The sequence below is a fragment of the Geodermatophilus sp. CPCC 206100 genome, assembly GCF_048569675.1.
Classification (GTDB): Bacteria; Actinomycetota; Actinomycetes; order Mycobacteriales; family Geodermatophilaceae; genus Geodermatophilus.
Map to the genome: position 1 here is coordinate 25,697 of NZ_JAQISV010000033.1, position 13,919 is coordinate 39,615.

13 protein-coding genes are annotated in these 13,919 nt (G+C 74.3%); 6 read left to right on the forward strand and 7 right to left on the reverse strand.

Annotated elements, in window-relative coordinates; all coding sequences use genetic code 11:
• Nucleotides 1-40: 40 nt before the first annotated feature.
• The 6 genes from yidD to PGN05_RS16235 all read left to right on the forward strand — a co-directional run bounded on the left by yidD (nt 41) and on the right by PGN05_RS16235 (nt 5,017).
• A complete protein-coding gene (gene yidD / locus PGN05_RS16210; RefSeq protein WP_419753600.1) occupies nt 41-310 on the forward strand; it encodes a membrane protein insertion efficiency factor YidD in 270 nt (89 codons plus the stop codon).
• A complete protein-coding gene (gene yidC, locus PGN05_RS16215; protein ID WP_419753589.1) occupies nt 303-1,436 on the forward strand; it encodes a membrane protein insertase YidC in 1,134 nt (377 codons plus the stop codon). The genes yidD and yidC overlap by 8 nt, the downstream gene beginning before the upstream one ends.
• Before the next feature lie 100 nt (nt 1,437-1,536).
• Entirely contained in the window at nt 1,537-2,175 is a 639-nt protein-coding gene (locus tag PGN05_RS16220; RefSeq protein ID WP_419753590.1) for a protein jag, read from the forward strand.
• Nucleotides 2,172-2,831 (forward strand): 16S rRNA (guanine(527)-N(7))-methyltransferase RsmG, encoded by a 660-nt coding sequence (rsmG, locus tag PGN05_RS16225; protein ID WP_419753591.1) that lies wholly within the window; start codon nt 2,172-2,174, stop codon nt 2,829-2,831. Before PGN05_RS16220 ends, rsmG begins: the two co-directional genes overlap by 4 nt.
• A gap of 75 nt (nt 2,832-2,906) precedes the next feature.
• Nucleotides 2,907-3,983, forward strand: coding sequence for a ParA family protein (locus PGN05_RS16230; protein WP_419753592.1), 1,077 nt, complete (start codon nt 2,907-2,909; stop codon nt 3,981-3,983).
• Complete coding sequence (locus PGN05_RS16235; protein ID WP_419753593.1) at nt 3,980-5,017, forward strand: ParB/RepB/Spo0J family partition protein; 1,038 nt, start codon at nt 3,980-3,982, stop codon at nt 5,015-5,017. The genes PGN05_RS16230 and PGN05_RS16235 overlap by 4 nt, the downstream gene beginning before the upstream one ends.
• Nucleotides 5,018-5,041: 24 nt before the next feature.
• On the opposite strand, the gene PGN05_RS16240 is transcribed toward PGN05_RS16235, so the two are convergent.
• The 7 genes from PGN05_RS16240 to murJ form a co-directional block, all read right to left on the reverse strand.
• Nucleotides 5,042-6,073 carry a D-alanine--D-alanine ligase family protein gene (locus tag PGN05_RS16240; RefSeq protein ID WP_419753594.1) on the reverse strand — a complete coding sequence of 344 codons (1,032 nt, stop codon included), beginning with the start codon at nt 6,071-6,073 and terminating at the stop codon, nt 5,042-5,044.
• Complete coding sequence (locus PGN05_RS16245) at nt 6,070-7,467, reverse strand: PLP-dependent aminotransferase family protein (protein WP_419753595.1); 1,398 nt, start codon at nt 7,465-7,467, stop codon at nt 6,070-6,072. The genes PGN05_RS16240 and PGN05_RS16245 overlap by 4 nt, the downstream gene beginning before the upstream one ends.
• Before the next feature lie 170 nt (nt 7,468-7,637).
• On the reverse strand, nt 7,638-8,735 hold the full coding sequence (locus tag PGN05_RS16250; RefSeq protein ID WP_419753596.1) for an N-acetylmuramoyl-L-alanine amidase: 1,098 nt from the start codon (nt 8,733-8,735) through the stop codon (nt 7,638-7,640).
• Between the two features lie 198 nt (nt 8,736-8,933).
• Entirely contained in the window at nt 8,934-9,260 is a 327-nt protein-coding gene (gene trxA / locus PGN05_RS16255; RefSeq protein ID WP_166526917.1) for a thioredoxin, read from the reverse strand.
• 86 nt (nt 9,261-9,346) lie between these two features.
• Nucleotides 9,347-10,321, reverse strand: coding sequence for a thioredoxin-disulfide reductase (trxB, locus tag PGN05_RS16260; RefSeq protein WP_419753597.1), 975 nt, complete (start codon nt 10,319-10,321; stop codon nt 9,347-9,349).
• 128 nt (nt 10,322-10,449) lie between these two features.
• Complete coding sequence (locus tag PGN05_RS16265; protein WP_419753598.1) at nt 10,450-12,057, reverse strand: protein kinase family protein; 1,608 nt, start codon at nt 12,055-12,057, stop codon at nt 10,450-10,452.
• Nucleotides 12,058-12,125: 68 nt separating this feature from the next.
• On the reverse strand, nt 12,126-13,919 hold a 1,794-nt coding region (gene murJ, locus PGN05_RS16270; RefSeq protein ID WP_419753599.1), incomplete at its 5' end, for a murein biosynthesis integral membrane protein MurJ.

Consider the following 13,919-nt stretch of genomic DNA (forward strand, 5'->3'; position numbering starts at 1 on the left):
CCGCCGCCCCGGCGCGGTCGGGCGGGCCCTGCTGGCCGCGGTGCGCTTCTACCAGCGGGCGATCAGCCCGGCGCTGCCGCCGCGGTGCCGGTTCGCGCCCACCTGCAGCGCGTACGCGGCCGAGGCGATCGCCGTCCACGGCGCGGGCCGGGGCAGCTGGCTGGCGCTGACGCGGCTGCTCAAGTGCGCTCCCTGGCACCCCGGGGGCTGGGACCCCGTCCCGCCGGCGCGCGGCGCGACGCCCGCACCCGACCGAGCCCACCCCCCGGCACCCCGCCGGGCACCCCAGCAGGAGGCTGGCGTTGCTTGACTGGTTGTACACCGCCATCTCCTGGGTCATGGCCCGGTGGCACTCGCTGTGGAGCTCCGTCTTCGGGGACCCGGAGGCCGGCACCGGCCTGTCCGGCCTGTCGTGGGCCCTGTCGATCGTGTTCCTCGTCGTCACGATCCGGCTGATCCTCTTCCCGCTGTTCGTCAAGCAGGTCAAGTCGCAGCGGGCGATGCAGGAGATCCAGCCCGAGATCCAGAAGCTGCGGAAGCAGTACGGCAGCGACAAGCAGGGCTTCAGCCAGGCCATGATGGCGCTGCAGAAGGAGCGCGGGGTCAACCCGCTGGCCGGCTGCCTGCCGATCCTGCCGCAGATCCCGGTGTTCCTGTCGCTGTTCCACGTCCTGCGCCGGCTGGCCCCCGACGCCCAGGGCCTCTACAGCTGGGACGACCAGCTCACCGACGAGGCCGCGCGGGCACCGCTGTTCGGGGCGCCCATCTCCTCCTCGTTCAGCATGAGCGGGCCCAAGGAGCAGGCGATCCTCGAGATCGCCACCTACGCCAACATCCGCGTGGTCGCGTTCGTCCTCATCGTGATCATGTGCGCCACGACCTTCTTCACGCAGAAGCAGATCATGCGGCGGTCGGGCCCGGTCGAGGGCCAGGCGGCCATGGTGCAGAAGCTGCTGCTCTACGGCATGCCGCTGAGCCTCTTCGTCACCGGCTTCTTCTTCCCCGTCGGCGTGCTCCTGTACTGGTTCACCAACAACCTGTGGACCCTGGGCCAGCAGTTCTTCATCCTGCGCAAGATGCCGCCGCCCGGCTCCCCCGCCGCCAAGGCCAAGGCCGACGCGGAGAACCCGCCTGTCGACCCGAAGACGCTGGCACCCAAGCCCGGCGCCAAGCCGGTCCGCCCGAAGGGTGGCCGCACCGCCGCGCCGTCGAGCACGGTCGACCTGTCCAAGGGCACGGACGGCACGACCGCCGGCACCGGCGCACCCGTGGACGGCGCCGCCGTCGACGGTCCGCAGCCACCGGGTGCGACCGCGTCCGGGGCCAACGGCAAGCCGCCGGGCAACCGCGGCCAGACCGGGCGGCCCCGCACCGGCACCGGCGGGAGCCGGGGTAGCCAGGGGCCGGCCAACCGCGGCAAGCGCAAGCGCCGCTGACCCGCACCCGGCACCCGTCGCGGACGCCTACCGGCCCGCGAGGCCGGCCACCAACCACCGGGGGATCCCCGGATGCCCGCTCCGACTGGGAGGAACAGCCATGAGCGCTCCGCAGCACCCCACCGACACGTCGGCCACGGCCGAGGCGACCTCGGGCGCCGTCCTCAGCCCGGTGCCCTCCGGCTCCGGACCGGCCGAGCCCGACCTGCCCGACCTGCCCGACCCGGACGGCGAGTCCGCCGACGCCCTGGTGGAGCCGGCCGACGAGGACAGCGGTGACGACCTGCTCGTCCGCGAGGGCGACGTGGCCGGTGACTACCTCGAGCGGCTGCTCGACATCCTCGACGTGGACGGCGACATCGACCTCGACGTCGAGGGGGACCGGGCGTCGGTGGCCATCGTCGGCGGCCAGCTCGACGACCTGGTCGGCTCGGACGGCGCCGTGCTGGAGGCACTGCAGGAGCTGACCCGCCTGTCCGTCGCGCAGTCCACCGGGGTGCGCAGCCGGCTGATGCTCGACATCGGCGGTTTTCGTGCCAAGCGGCGGGCCGACCTCACCTCGCTCGCGGCCGAGGCGGCCCGCCGGGTCGGCGCCAGCCGGCAGCCCGAGCGCCTCGCGGCGATGAACCCGTTCGAGCGCAAGGTCGTCCACGACGTCATCGCCGGCGTCGCCGGGGTGCACAGCGAGTCGGAGGGCGAGGAGCCCAACCGCCGCGTCGTGGTGCTCCCGGACAAGTGACCGAGGCTGCCGAGGCCCCAGCGGTCCCACCGGCCCCACCCGTCGCGGGCGGGGTCTTCGGCGCGGCCCTGCCCGACGCCGAGCGCTACGTCGCGCGGCTGGCCACCGACGGCGTCACCCGGGGGTTGATCGGCCCGCGGGAGGTGCCCCGTCTGTGGGAGCGGCACGTGCTCAACAGCGCGGCCGTCGCCGAGGCGGTGCCCCGGGGCGCCACCGTGGTGGACGTCGGCAGCGGGGCCGGCCTGCCCGGGATCCCCCTGGCGCTGGCCCGGCCGGACCTGCGGCTGACCCTCGTCGAGCCGATGGCCCGGCGGGTGGAGTTCCTCGAGGAGGTCGTCGCCGAGCTCGGGGTCCCGTGGCGGGTGATCCGCGGCCGGGCCGAAGAGCGCTCGGTGCGCCAGGCGGTCGGCGCGGTGGACGTCGTCACCGCGCGGGCGGTCGCCGCCCTCCCCCGGCTGGTCGCCTGGTGTCGGGAGCTGTTGCGGCCGGGGGCCCAGCTGGTGGCCCTCGTCGGCACCCGCGCCGTCGAGGAGCTGCCGGCGCTGATCCCCGACCTGGAGGCGGCCGGCATGCGCGACGTCCACGCCCGGGCTGTCGGTGCCGACCTCGGGGAGGCTGCCACTACCGTGGTGGTCATGACGCGTGGAGCACGGTGACGTCTGTTCCACGTGGAACCCGTACGACTCCCCGAACCCGTTCCACGTGAAACGGCTCCGCAGGAAGGACCCGAGATGACCGACCCGGGCGAGCGGCTGCGCAGCAGCCTCGCCGCCGACCAGGCGGCCGGCACCGGAGCGGACTTCGACAGCCCCATCGCCATGGAGGCGCTGCGGGCGACGCGGGTCCTGCACGCCGCCAACCAGGAGCCGTTCCCGGCGCCCGGACGGATCCGCGTCATCAGCATCGCCAACCAGAAGGGCGGCGTCGGCAAGACCACCTCCACGGTGAACCTGGGGGTGGCGCTGGCGCTCTACGGGCTGCGCACGCTGGTCATCGACCTGGACCCGCAGGGCAACGCGAGCACGGCGCTCGGTGTCCCGCACAACGTCGGGACGCCGTCCATCTACGACGCGCTGGTCGGTGACCACTCGCTGTCGGAGGTCGTGCACCCCACCACGGCGAGCCCCCTGCTGCGCTGCGTCCCGGCCACCATCGACCTGGCCGGCGCGGAGATCGAGCTGGTCTCGGTGGTCGCCCGCGAGTACCGGCTGCGGCGGTCCATCGAGGCCTACCTGCACTCCCTGCCCGCCGATCAGCGCCCCCACTACGTGCTGGTGGACTGCCCGCCGTCCCTCGGCCTGCTCACGCTCAACGCACTCGTGGCCGGCGACGAGGTGCTCATCCCCATCCAGTGCGAGTACTACGCGCTGGAGGGGCTGGGGCAGCTGCTCAACAACATCGACCTGGTCCGCCAGCACCTCAACCCGGGGATCGCCGTCCGCACCATCCTGCTCACCATGTACGACGGGCGGACCAAGCTCGCCGACCAGGTGGCCGAGGAGGTCCGCAACCACTTCGGTGAGCTCGTGCTGGACGCGGTCATCCCCCGCAACGTGCGGGTGTCGGAGGCGCCGGGGTACGGCCAGTCGGTGCTCACCTACGACCCCGGCTCGCGCGGCTCCACCAGCTACGTGGACGCCGCCCGCGAGCTCGCGCAGCGCGGGGTGTCGCTGCCGCCGCTGAGCACCCCGGCCCCCGCCGGACCGCCGACCACCCCGATGAACGCCGTCCGCCTGGACGATCTGGCCTTCGCCGACACCGACGCGGCGACCGTGCCCGTCCCCCCGTCTCCTGAGGAGCGAGCATGAACAAGCGTGGCGGTCTCGGCCGGGGACTGGCGGCCCTGATCCCCACCAGCGCCCCGCCGGTCGAGCAGCCGGCGCTGCCGGAGTCGATGGGCGGCGAGCCGGGGCCGCAGAGCGCGCCCGCCCCCGCGGCCGAGCCCGCATCCCCGGTCCACCTGCTGCCGCCGGCCGCCCAGGCAGCCGAGACGGTGGCGCGGCGGCAGGAGGAGACCGTCGGCGTCCCCGGCGCGCAGCTGCGCGAGGTGGCCGTCGGTGACGTCGTCCCCAACCCCAAGCAGCCCCGCCAGGTCTTCGACGACGAGGCGCTGGAGGAGCTCACCCACTCCGTGCGGGAGTTCGGCCTGCTGCAGCCGGTCGTCGTGCGCGAGCGCACCGACGGCGGCTACGAGCTCATCATGGGCGAGCGCCGGCTGCGCGCCGCCCGCGCGGCCGGGCTGGACACCGTGCCGGCCATCGTCCGGGACACCACGGACGACGCCCTGCTGCGCGACGCGCTGCTGGAGAACATCCACCGCGTCCAGCTCAACCCGCTCGAGGAGGCCGCGGCCTACCAGCAGCTGCTGGAGGAGTTCGGGGCCACCCACGAGGAGCTGGCGCAGCGGATCGGCCGCAGCCGGTCGCAGGTCACCAACACCATCCGGCTGATGAAGCTGCCGGTGAAGGTGCAGACCCGGGTCGCCGCCGGCGTCATCTCGGCCGGCCACGCGCGGGCGCTGCTCGGGCTGGCCGACGCCGAGGCGCAGGACGCCCTCGCCACCCGGATCGTGGCCGAGGGCATGTCGGTGCGGGCCACCGAGGAGGCCGTCGCCCTGGCCGCCGCCGAGCAGCCGGCCGCGAAGCGACGCACCCGGCGGTTCAACGCGCCGGGCGTCGAGGACCTCGCCGGCCGGCTGTCCGACGCGTTCGAGACCAAGGTGAAGGTCCAGATCGGCCGGGCGAAGGGGCGCATCGTCGTCGAGTTCGGTTCGGTCGACGACCTGCAGCGCATCATCGGCCTGATGGCTCCCGACATCACGGGGCGCCGCAACGAGGAGTGAGACCCGACCCGAGCCCGGGTTGCGTCACTGACGCAACCCGGGCTCGGGTCCGTGGTTCCGCGGGTGGGCGGCGCCCCGCGGGGGGGCAGTGAGCAGCCGGGCGAGGACGTCGCCGAGCGAGTGCCCGGCCGCCTCCACCGCCATCGGGAACATCGACGTCTCGGTGAGCCCGGGGGAGACGTTGACCTCCAGGAAGTGCACCTCGCCGTCCGGGCTGACGATCGCGTCGGTCCGCGACAGGTCGGCCAGGCCGAGCACCCGGTGCACCTGCACCGCGAGCGCCGCCGCCCGCTCGGCCACCGCGTCGGAGACCCGGGCGGGCGCGTGGTACTCGGTGAGCCCCGGCGTGTAGCGCGCGGTGTAGTCGAACACGCCGGACTCCGGGGCGATCTCGACCGCCGGCAGCGCCTGCGGCCCCTCCCCCAGGTCGACGACGGACAGCGCCAGCTCCACGCCGTCCACGAACCGCTCGACCAGCACGGTGTCGCCGTAGGCGAAGCAGCTGACCATCGCGGCGGGGAGGTCCTCCACCCGGGTCACCTTCTGCGCGCCCAGGGCCGAGCCACCGGAGGCCGGCTTGACCATGAGCGGCAGGCCGAGGCGGGCCACGATGAGGTCGAGCACCGCGCCGGCGCCCAGCTCCCGGAACGTGCTGTGCGGCAGGGCCACCCAGTCCGGCGTCGTGACCCCGGCGGAGCGGACCACCGACTTGGCCGCCGGCTTGTCCCACGCCAGCCGGCAGGCCGCGGCCGGGGAGCCGACGTAGGGCACCCCGGCGAGGTCGAGCACCGCGCGCAGGGCGCCGTCCTCCCCCGTGGCGCCGTGCAGCGCGATGAACACCGCGTCGGCCGGGGCGGCGGCCAGGCCGGGCAGCAGCTCGGCGTCGGCGTCGCGCACCTCGGCGTCCACCCCGGCGCGGGTCAGCTCCTCCTCGACCTGGGTCCCCGAGGAGAGGCTGACCTCCCGCTCGAAGTTCAGCCCGCCGGCCAGCACGACCGCGCGCAGGGGGTGGCGGGCTGCGGCGGGCTCCGCGGCGGGTGCGACCTGCTCGCTCATGCGCGTCCGTCCTCGTAGGTGTCGCTGTTGGCCGGGCCGACGATGTTCTCCGCCTCGTGACCGGGCTGGGCGAGGGCGCGAAAGGTGCCGGTGTCCACCGCGTCGAAGGTGGAGTGCAGGTCCAGCTCCGCCTCGATGACCCGGGCCAGCCGGCGCACGCCCTCCCGGATCTGGTCGGGCTCGGGATAGCAGTAGGACAGCCGCATGTACTCCCGCCCGCCGCCGTCGGCGTAGAAGCCGATGCCGGGCACGTAGGCGACGTGCGCGTTGACCGCGCGGGGCTGCATGCGCTTGGCGTCCAGACCGTGCGGCAGCTTGAGCCACACGTAGAAGCCGCCGTCGGGCCGGGTCCAGGTGGTGCCGGCGGGCATGAGCTGGTCGAGGGACTCCAGGGCGGCGTCCCGCCGCTCCCGGTAGAGCTCGACGAAGTGCTTGATCTGCTCACGCCACGGCTGGGTGTCCAGGTACCGGGCGACGGCGTACTGGGTGAGCGACGGCGGGCACAGCACCTGCGCCTCGGTGGCCAGCACCAGCTTCTCCCGGACGGCGAGCGGCGCGAGCACCCAGCCCACGCGCAGGCCCGGGGAGAAGGTCTTGGAGAAGGAGCCGAGGTAGATGACCCGCCGGCTGTTGCGCGCCCGCAGCGCCCGCATCGGGTCGCGGTCGAAGCCGAGCAGCCCGTAGGGGTTGTCCTCGATGATCAGCAGGTCGTAGCGCTCGGCGATCGCCATGACCTGCTCGCGGCGCGGCTCGGAGAGGGTGACGCCGGCGGGGTTGTGGTAGTTGGGCACCGTGTAGAGGAACTTGACCCGGTCGCCGTTGGCGCGGCACTCGATGAGCGCCTGCTCCAGCGCCTCGGGGATCAGCCCGTCGTCGTCCATGGGCACGTGCCGCACCTGCGCCTCGGCGGCCTGGAAGACCCCGAGCGCGCCGACGTAGGAGGGGCCCTCGGCGAGGATGACGTCGCCCGGGTCGCAGAAGACGCGGGTCACCAGGTCGAGCGCCTGCTGGGAGCCGACGGTCACGACCACCTCGCTGGGCGAGGCGTCGGTGATGCCCTCCAGCGCCATGACGTCGCAGATCCGCTCGCGCAGCCGCGGGTCGCCCTGGCCGGAGCCGTACTGGAGGGTCTGCGCCCCCATCCCCGAGACCAGGTCGCCGATCATCGAGCCGACCGCGTCCAGCGGCAGTGCGGTGACCGCGGGCATGCCGCCGGCCAGCGAGACCACCTCGGGACGGCTGACGACGGAGAACAGCGCGCGGATCTCCGAGGTCTTCATCCCGTGCGTACGTGCTGCGTACCGGTCGGCCAGCGGGTCCAGCCGCGGGTGGCGCGGCGCCGGGTGGGGGTGCACACCGGGGCCCGGAGGCGTACCGGGCGGGAGAGAGGCCACCTGTCGAGTGTAGGGAGGCGCACACCGCGGCTCGCGGGGACACGGCGGGTGGGACGGACCCGTCCGGTCCCGTACGCCCCACCGGCCCCGCTCCGCGAGGTGTTGGAGGCTCTGCCTGCGTCCGGCGGCCCGAGACGCAGGGAGAGCTTCCTATACGCCCGGGAGTGCGGTCAGACGCGGGCGGGCAGCACGAACGTGCCGGTGGGCGGGTCGGCCTCGGCCGGCAGGAACAGCCGCTGGACGGCGGCCACGACGGCGCTGGCCACGGTGCTGCGCAGCCGGGCGTCGAGCAGCAGCAGCCGGTCGACGGGGTGGGAGAGGTAGCCGCAGTCCATCCGCACCGCGGGCATCCGGGACATCCGCAGCAGGTCCCAGGTCTTCGCGTGCGAGCCGAGGTCGAGCATGCCGGTGCGCGCGATGACCTCCCGGCGGACCAGGTTGGCGAACTGCTCGCCGACCGTGGAGGAGGGGCCGGACCCGGTGCCGTAGTAGTAGCTGGCCACCCCGCGGGCGTGCTCGGAGGGGTGCGCGTCCAGGTGCAGGGAGAGGAACAGGTCGGCGCGGGCGTCGTTGGCGAACGCCGTCCGTTCCTGCAGGGTCGGGGCCTGGTCGCGGCCGCGGGTCAGGTAGACGGTGGCGCCGGCGGCGGCGAGCCGGCCCTCGATGCGCGAGGCCAGGTCGAGCACGAGGTCGGCCTCGGTCGTCTCGCCCGCCGTGAACCCGGTGTCCGGGCCACCGTGCCCCGGGTCGACGACGATGCGCCGGCCGATCAGGTGCGGGCCGCTCTCCACGAAGCTGGCGCTCTGCCGCAGCAGCTGCGGGCGCCCGCCGGTCACCTTCCGGCCGAGCTGGCGCAGCGCCCGCAGGGTGGCCGGGCCGCAGGTGCCGTCGGCGGTCAGCCCGTAGTCGCGCTGGAAGGCGCGCAGCCCGATCTCGGTCTCGGTGCCGAACACGCCGTCCACCGGGCCGGCGTCGTAGCCGAGCTCGTGCAGCCGGTCCTGCAGGTTGATGACGTCGTCCCCGCGGATCGGGCGGACCGGGTCGTGGTGGAGCAGCCGGTCGCCGAGGGACCAGCGCGCCTCGGACAGCGCGCGGTAGGTCTCCTCGCCCACCCGCCCGTCGACGGACAGGCCGCGGACCTGTTGGAAGTGCCGGACGGCGAGCTCGGTGGCGGTGTCGTAGACCTCCTCGAGCGGCTCGCCGTCGGCGGTGCCGGCGGTGGGCGGCAGCAGCCCGAGGCTGCGCAGGGCGGCGTGGACGTCGGCCACAGCGGGACCGTGGTCTCCGGTCCCGAGGGGCTGCATGCGGCTGTCGGTTCCCATCGTGGACCGATTGTGGTCCCCGTGCGACGACCCGGCCCGTCGGGGGGGACCGGCACGCGACAGGGCCTCCCCCGCCGGTCGGCGGAGGAGGCCCTGTCAGCAGCCCGTCGCGGGCTCCGGCCCCCTGCAGGGGGCGGGGAGTCCTTACAGGTAGTCGGCGAGGTCGGAGAGGATCGCGCCCTTCGGCTTGGCGCCGATGATGCTCTTCACCGGCTTGCCGCCCTGGAAGACCGTCATGGTCGGGATCGACATGACCTGGTAGTCGCGGGCGATCTGCGGGTTCTCGTCGATGTTGAGCTTGGCGATCGTCAGCTTGTCACCGTGCTCCGAGGCGATCTCCTCGAGGACCGGGGCGACCATCTTGCACGGGCCGCACCACTCCGCCCAGAAGTCGACGAGCACGGGCTTGTCGCTGCCCAGCACGTCGTCGGCGAAGCTGGCGTCGGTGACCGTCACGGTGTTGCCTGCCATGGTCGTTCTCCCTCTCGTCGGTCGAGGTCTGTGAGCCTCTGCGCGGGACAACCCGCGGAGGCGCTGCGGTATGCCCGGATCGGGCGTCAGCGCTCGCCGAACGCCTCGGCCAGGAACCGCTCGGCGTCGATGGCCGCCGCGGCGCCCGTGCCGGCCGAGGTGATGGCCTGCCGGTAGATGTGGTCGACGACGTCACCGCAGGCGAAGACGCCGTCGATGTTCGTCTTGGTGGTCGGGTGCTCCACCTGGATGTAGCCCTCGTCGTCCAGCTTGAGCTGGCCGGCGAAGATCTCGCTGCGCGGGTCGTGGCCGATCGCGACGAACAGGCCGGTCACCGGCACGGTCTCGGTGGTGCCGGTCTCGACGTCGGTGAGCTGCACGGCGGAGACGGTGTTCTCGCCGAGCACGTCGGTGACCTGCTTGCCCAGCTGCCAGCGGATCTTCTCGTTCTCCTGGGCACGCTGCTGCATGATCTTCGACGCCCGCAGCTCGCTCCGCCGGTGGACGACGGTGACCGTCTTCGCGAAGCGGGTGAGGAAGGTGGCCTCCTCCATCGCCGAGTCGCCGCCGCCGACCACGACGATGTCCTGGTCCCGGAAGAAGAAGCCGTCGCAGGTGGCGCAGGCCGAGACGCCGCGACCGAGCAGGCGGGCCTCGTTGTCCAGGCCCAGGTACCGGTACTTGGAGCCGGTGGCCACGATGACCGCGTGTGCGCGGTGCACCTCGTCGCCGACCTTCACGATCTTCGGCTCGGCGGTGAGGTCGACCTCGCTGACGTCGCGGGCCACCAGCTCGGCGCCGAAGCGCTCGGCCTGCTGACGCATGTCCATCATCAGCTGCGGGCCCTGGATGCCCTCGGCGAAGCCGGGGAAGTTCTCCACCTCGGTGGTGGTCATGAGCGCGCCACCGAACTGGGAGCCCTCGAACACCAGCGGGTGCAGGTTCGCGCGGGCGGCGTACACGGCGGCGGTGTAGCCGGCCGGTCCCGACCCGATGATGATCAGGTCACGGACGCCGTCGTGCTCCGCCGGCGGGATCGCGGGGTTCCCGGTGGTGGTCACGGCAGGGCCAGGGGTCGGGTGGTCTGAGGTCACGGGCGGCACAACGAGGATCGTAGGAGGCACATTCCCCGGTCAGCAGCGTTCCATTCCAGCCGACGGAAACCGGGTCACCCGCCCCGAGGCGGCGCTCAGCCGGCCGGCTGGACGGCGACCTCGGCCACGTCGGCGGAGAACCCGTCGTCGGAGGACACCAGCCCGGTCACCCACAGCAGCACGTAGCGGCTGGTCACGGGCTCCTCGAAGGTGAGGTCGGTGGTGGGCGTCAGCTCGCCGGAGGCGACGACGTCGTAGCCGTCCACCGGCCCCTCGGGCTCGTCGCCCACCCGGATCTCGACGGTGGCGCCGGGGGTGTTGGTGGTCACGGTGACGCCGGACAGGGCCTGCTCGGTGCCGAGGTCGTAGACGATCCCGACGCCGTCCTTGAGGTTGCCGAAGGCCGGGGAGCCCCGGTAGGTGAGCGTCGACCAGGCGGTGGCGGGGTCGCCGTCGAAGGACAGCGGGATCGCGTCGACGTTCTCCGGCTCGCCGTCCCCGCCCGGGTCCAGCACGGTCCCGCCGGCGATGGTCGCGGCCGGGGCGTCACTGGGCGCCGCGCTGTCCTCGGCCGGGGCGCTGCTGGAGGGGGCGGACGGCGCCGGCGTCGTGCGCTCGCCCTCGACCGAGTCGGCCACCGACAGCACGTTCGTCCCCAGCCACCAGGCCAGCACGATGACCACGGCGAGCGCGAGGAGAGGCAGCCCGACCACGAGCAGCTTGCGGCGGCCCTGGGGGGCCGGCTCGTCGTAGCCGTCGGCGTCGGGCTCCTCGGGTTCGAGGTCGTCCTCGTCGACGCCGAACCCGCCCGCCAGCGGCAGCAGGTCCTCGTCCTCGTCGGGGCGGGGCGGCGGGACCGGCGGGCGGCTGAGCCGGCGCGGAGCGCCCCCGGAGGCGTCCAGGGTGGGGGACGGGTCCTCGTCGACGTCGTCCTCGCGCCGCTCGCGCAGCCGGCGCAGCCAGCCGCTGTCGCTCTCGTCGGTGCCACGGACGGGCTCGGAGACGTGCCCGCGGGGACGCTCGGCGAGCAGGGCGGCCATCGCCGCCACGCTGGACAGGCCGGCGCCCGGCTCGGTGGAGCGCGCCCGCCGGACGAGGGCGGCGAGGTCGGGCGGCAGGACGCGGCGCCGGGCGCCGGGCTCGGCCGGGCCGGCGAGGCAGTACTCGAGCAGCTCGGCCAGTGAGCTGATGTCGCCCTGGATGGTGCCGCCGGCGGCCGGGACGGCGCGGAGGCCGACCAGGCCGTTGGGCCGCAGGACGACGGTCTCGGGGCTGATGCCGCCGACGGCGAGGCCGACCCGGTGCGCCTCGGCGACCCCCTCGGCCAGCCGGCGCAGGACGGTGCGGGCCTCGCGCTCGGGCATCGGCCCCTCGGCCATGCGCTCGGCGAGGGTCTGCCCCTCGATCCACTCGTTGACGACGTAGGCCGCGCCACCCGGGACCTGGGCGTTGCCGCTGCCCTCGGCGGCGTCGTAGACCATCGCCAGCGCGGGGGTGGCCAGGCCGCCGGCGGTCAGCGCCCGGGTGATCCACTCGCGGGCCGCGGCGCCGCCGGGGGTGTGGACCCGGATGGCGACGTCGCGGTTGAGGATGCGGTCCTTGGCGCGCCAGCACCGGATGACGCCGGTCGACGTGGGTTCGGCCGGGCCGACCTCGTCGAGCGGGCGGTAGCGGTCGGGGAGGCCGGTGGTCGTGGACGTCATCGACGCGGCCGACTCCCTCGTTCCGGGCCGGGGACGGGGGTGCCCCGGCGGTGGCGTCGCCGCGGTGCTCATCCGCGCCCCAGCCGGGCCCTGACCGCGGCCAGGGGCTCTCGGACCTCGGGGACCCGGGCGAGCACCAGCCCTGCCAGAGCCACGACGCCGATCACCACGGTACCGATGAGCAGGGTGCCGAGCGAGCCCGCCACCGACCGCCCCAGAGCGCCGTTGGTCACGGCCACCACGGCCCAGCCGAGCAGCCCGGCGACGAGCGAGGCAGCGGCGATCCGCAGCACCGGTCCCAGCGTGGCGCGCACCTCCAGGGCCCCGAGCCGGCGGTGCAGCGCGACGTGCCCGATGACCCAGCCGGCCAGGTAGGTGGTGCTGGTGACCAGCATCAGCCCGGCGACCACCCGGTCCGGGTCGACGACGACGGGGACGAGCAGCAGCAGCGGCACGCGGACGGCGACCATGCCCACCTGGATGAGCGTGGGCGTGCGGGCGTCCTTCATCGCGTAGAAGACCCGCAGCTGCAGCAGCGTGACCGCCATCGGCAGCAGCCCGAAGGCGCCCACGGCCAGCGCGACCCCCATCGCGCGGGCCTCGTCGACGCTGGTGTTGCCGCGGGCGAAGGCGAGGGTCCCGAGGGCCGGGCCGAGCACGGTGAGCGCCGCGGTCACCGGCAGCAGGCCGAGCGCCGACAGCCGGGTGCCGAGGGAGAGGTCACGGACGACGCCGGGGACGTCGGCGCGCGCGGCGGCCCGGCTCATCCGGGGCAGGAGCGCGGTGAGCAGCGCGACCCCGATGATCCCGTAGGGCATCTGGAACAGCAGGCTGGTGTAGGCGAACGCGCTGGACCCGAGGCCGCCCTCGCGCTGCGCGGCGTTGGCGATCCGGGTGGCCACCACGACGCCGACCTGGCTGATCGCGACGTACCCGATGACCCACACGGCGAGGTCGCCGGCCTCCCGCAGGCCGGTCTCGCGCAGGTTCCACTGCGGGCGCAGCGGCACCCCGGCCCGGTGCAGCAGCGGCAGCAGCACCAGCGACTGCAGGGCGATGCCCAGGGTGGTGCCGATGCCGAGCAGCCACACCTGCTCGTCGGTGATGGTCGCGGGCGTCAGGTCCCCCGGCCCGCTGGCGGCGACGAAGAGCAGGCCGGTGGCGATGACGACGACGTTGTTGAGCACCGGTGCCCACGCCGGGGGCCCGAAGACGTTGCGCGAGTTGAGGATCGCCTGGGCCAGCGCACCGATGCCGTAGAACACGATCTCCACGAGCAGGATGCGGGCCAGCCAGTTGGCCAGCCGGACCTGCTCGGGGTCGTCCTCGATGCCGTACAGGCGGGTGAGCAGCGGCGCCGCCAGGATCGCCAGCGCCGTCACGACCAGCAGGGCCGCCACGAGGACGGTGAACAGCCGTTGGGCGTAGCGGACGCCCTGGTCACGGTCGCGCTCCTGGGCGTGCACGAGCAGCGGCACGATGACCGAGGTCAGCACCCCGCCGAGCAGCAGCTCGTAGACGATGTTGGGCAGCGTGTTCGACGTGTTGTAGGCGTCGTTGACCAGCCCGACGCCCAGCGCCGCGGCCAGCACCATGGTCCGCAGCAGGCCGGTGAGCCGGGAGACCAGCGTGGCCACGGCCATCGTGCCGGCGGCCCGGAGGATGCCGCGGCGCTCGCCGGGTGCGCCCTCGCGGGCCTCGACCTCCTCGTCGGTCTCGTCGACCGGGCGCGGCACCGCCGGCAGCACCGGGATGAGCTGCGTGTCGTCCGGGCCGGGCACCCAGCGGCCGGCCCGCGGGCGCGGCGGCGGGACCGGCGGCAGCGGCCGGCTGCGCGCGGCGGGCGACGCCGGGGCCGGCGG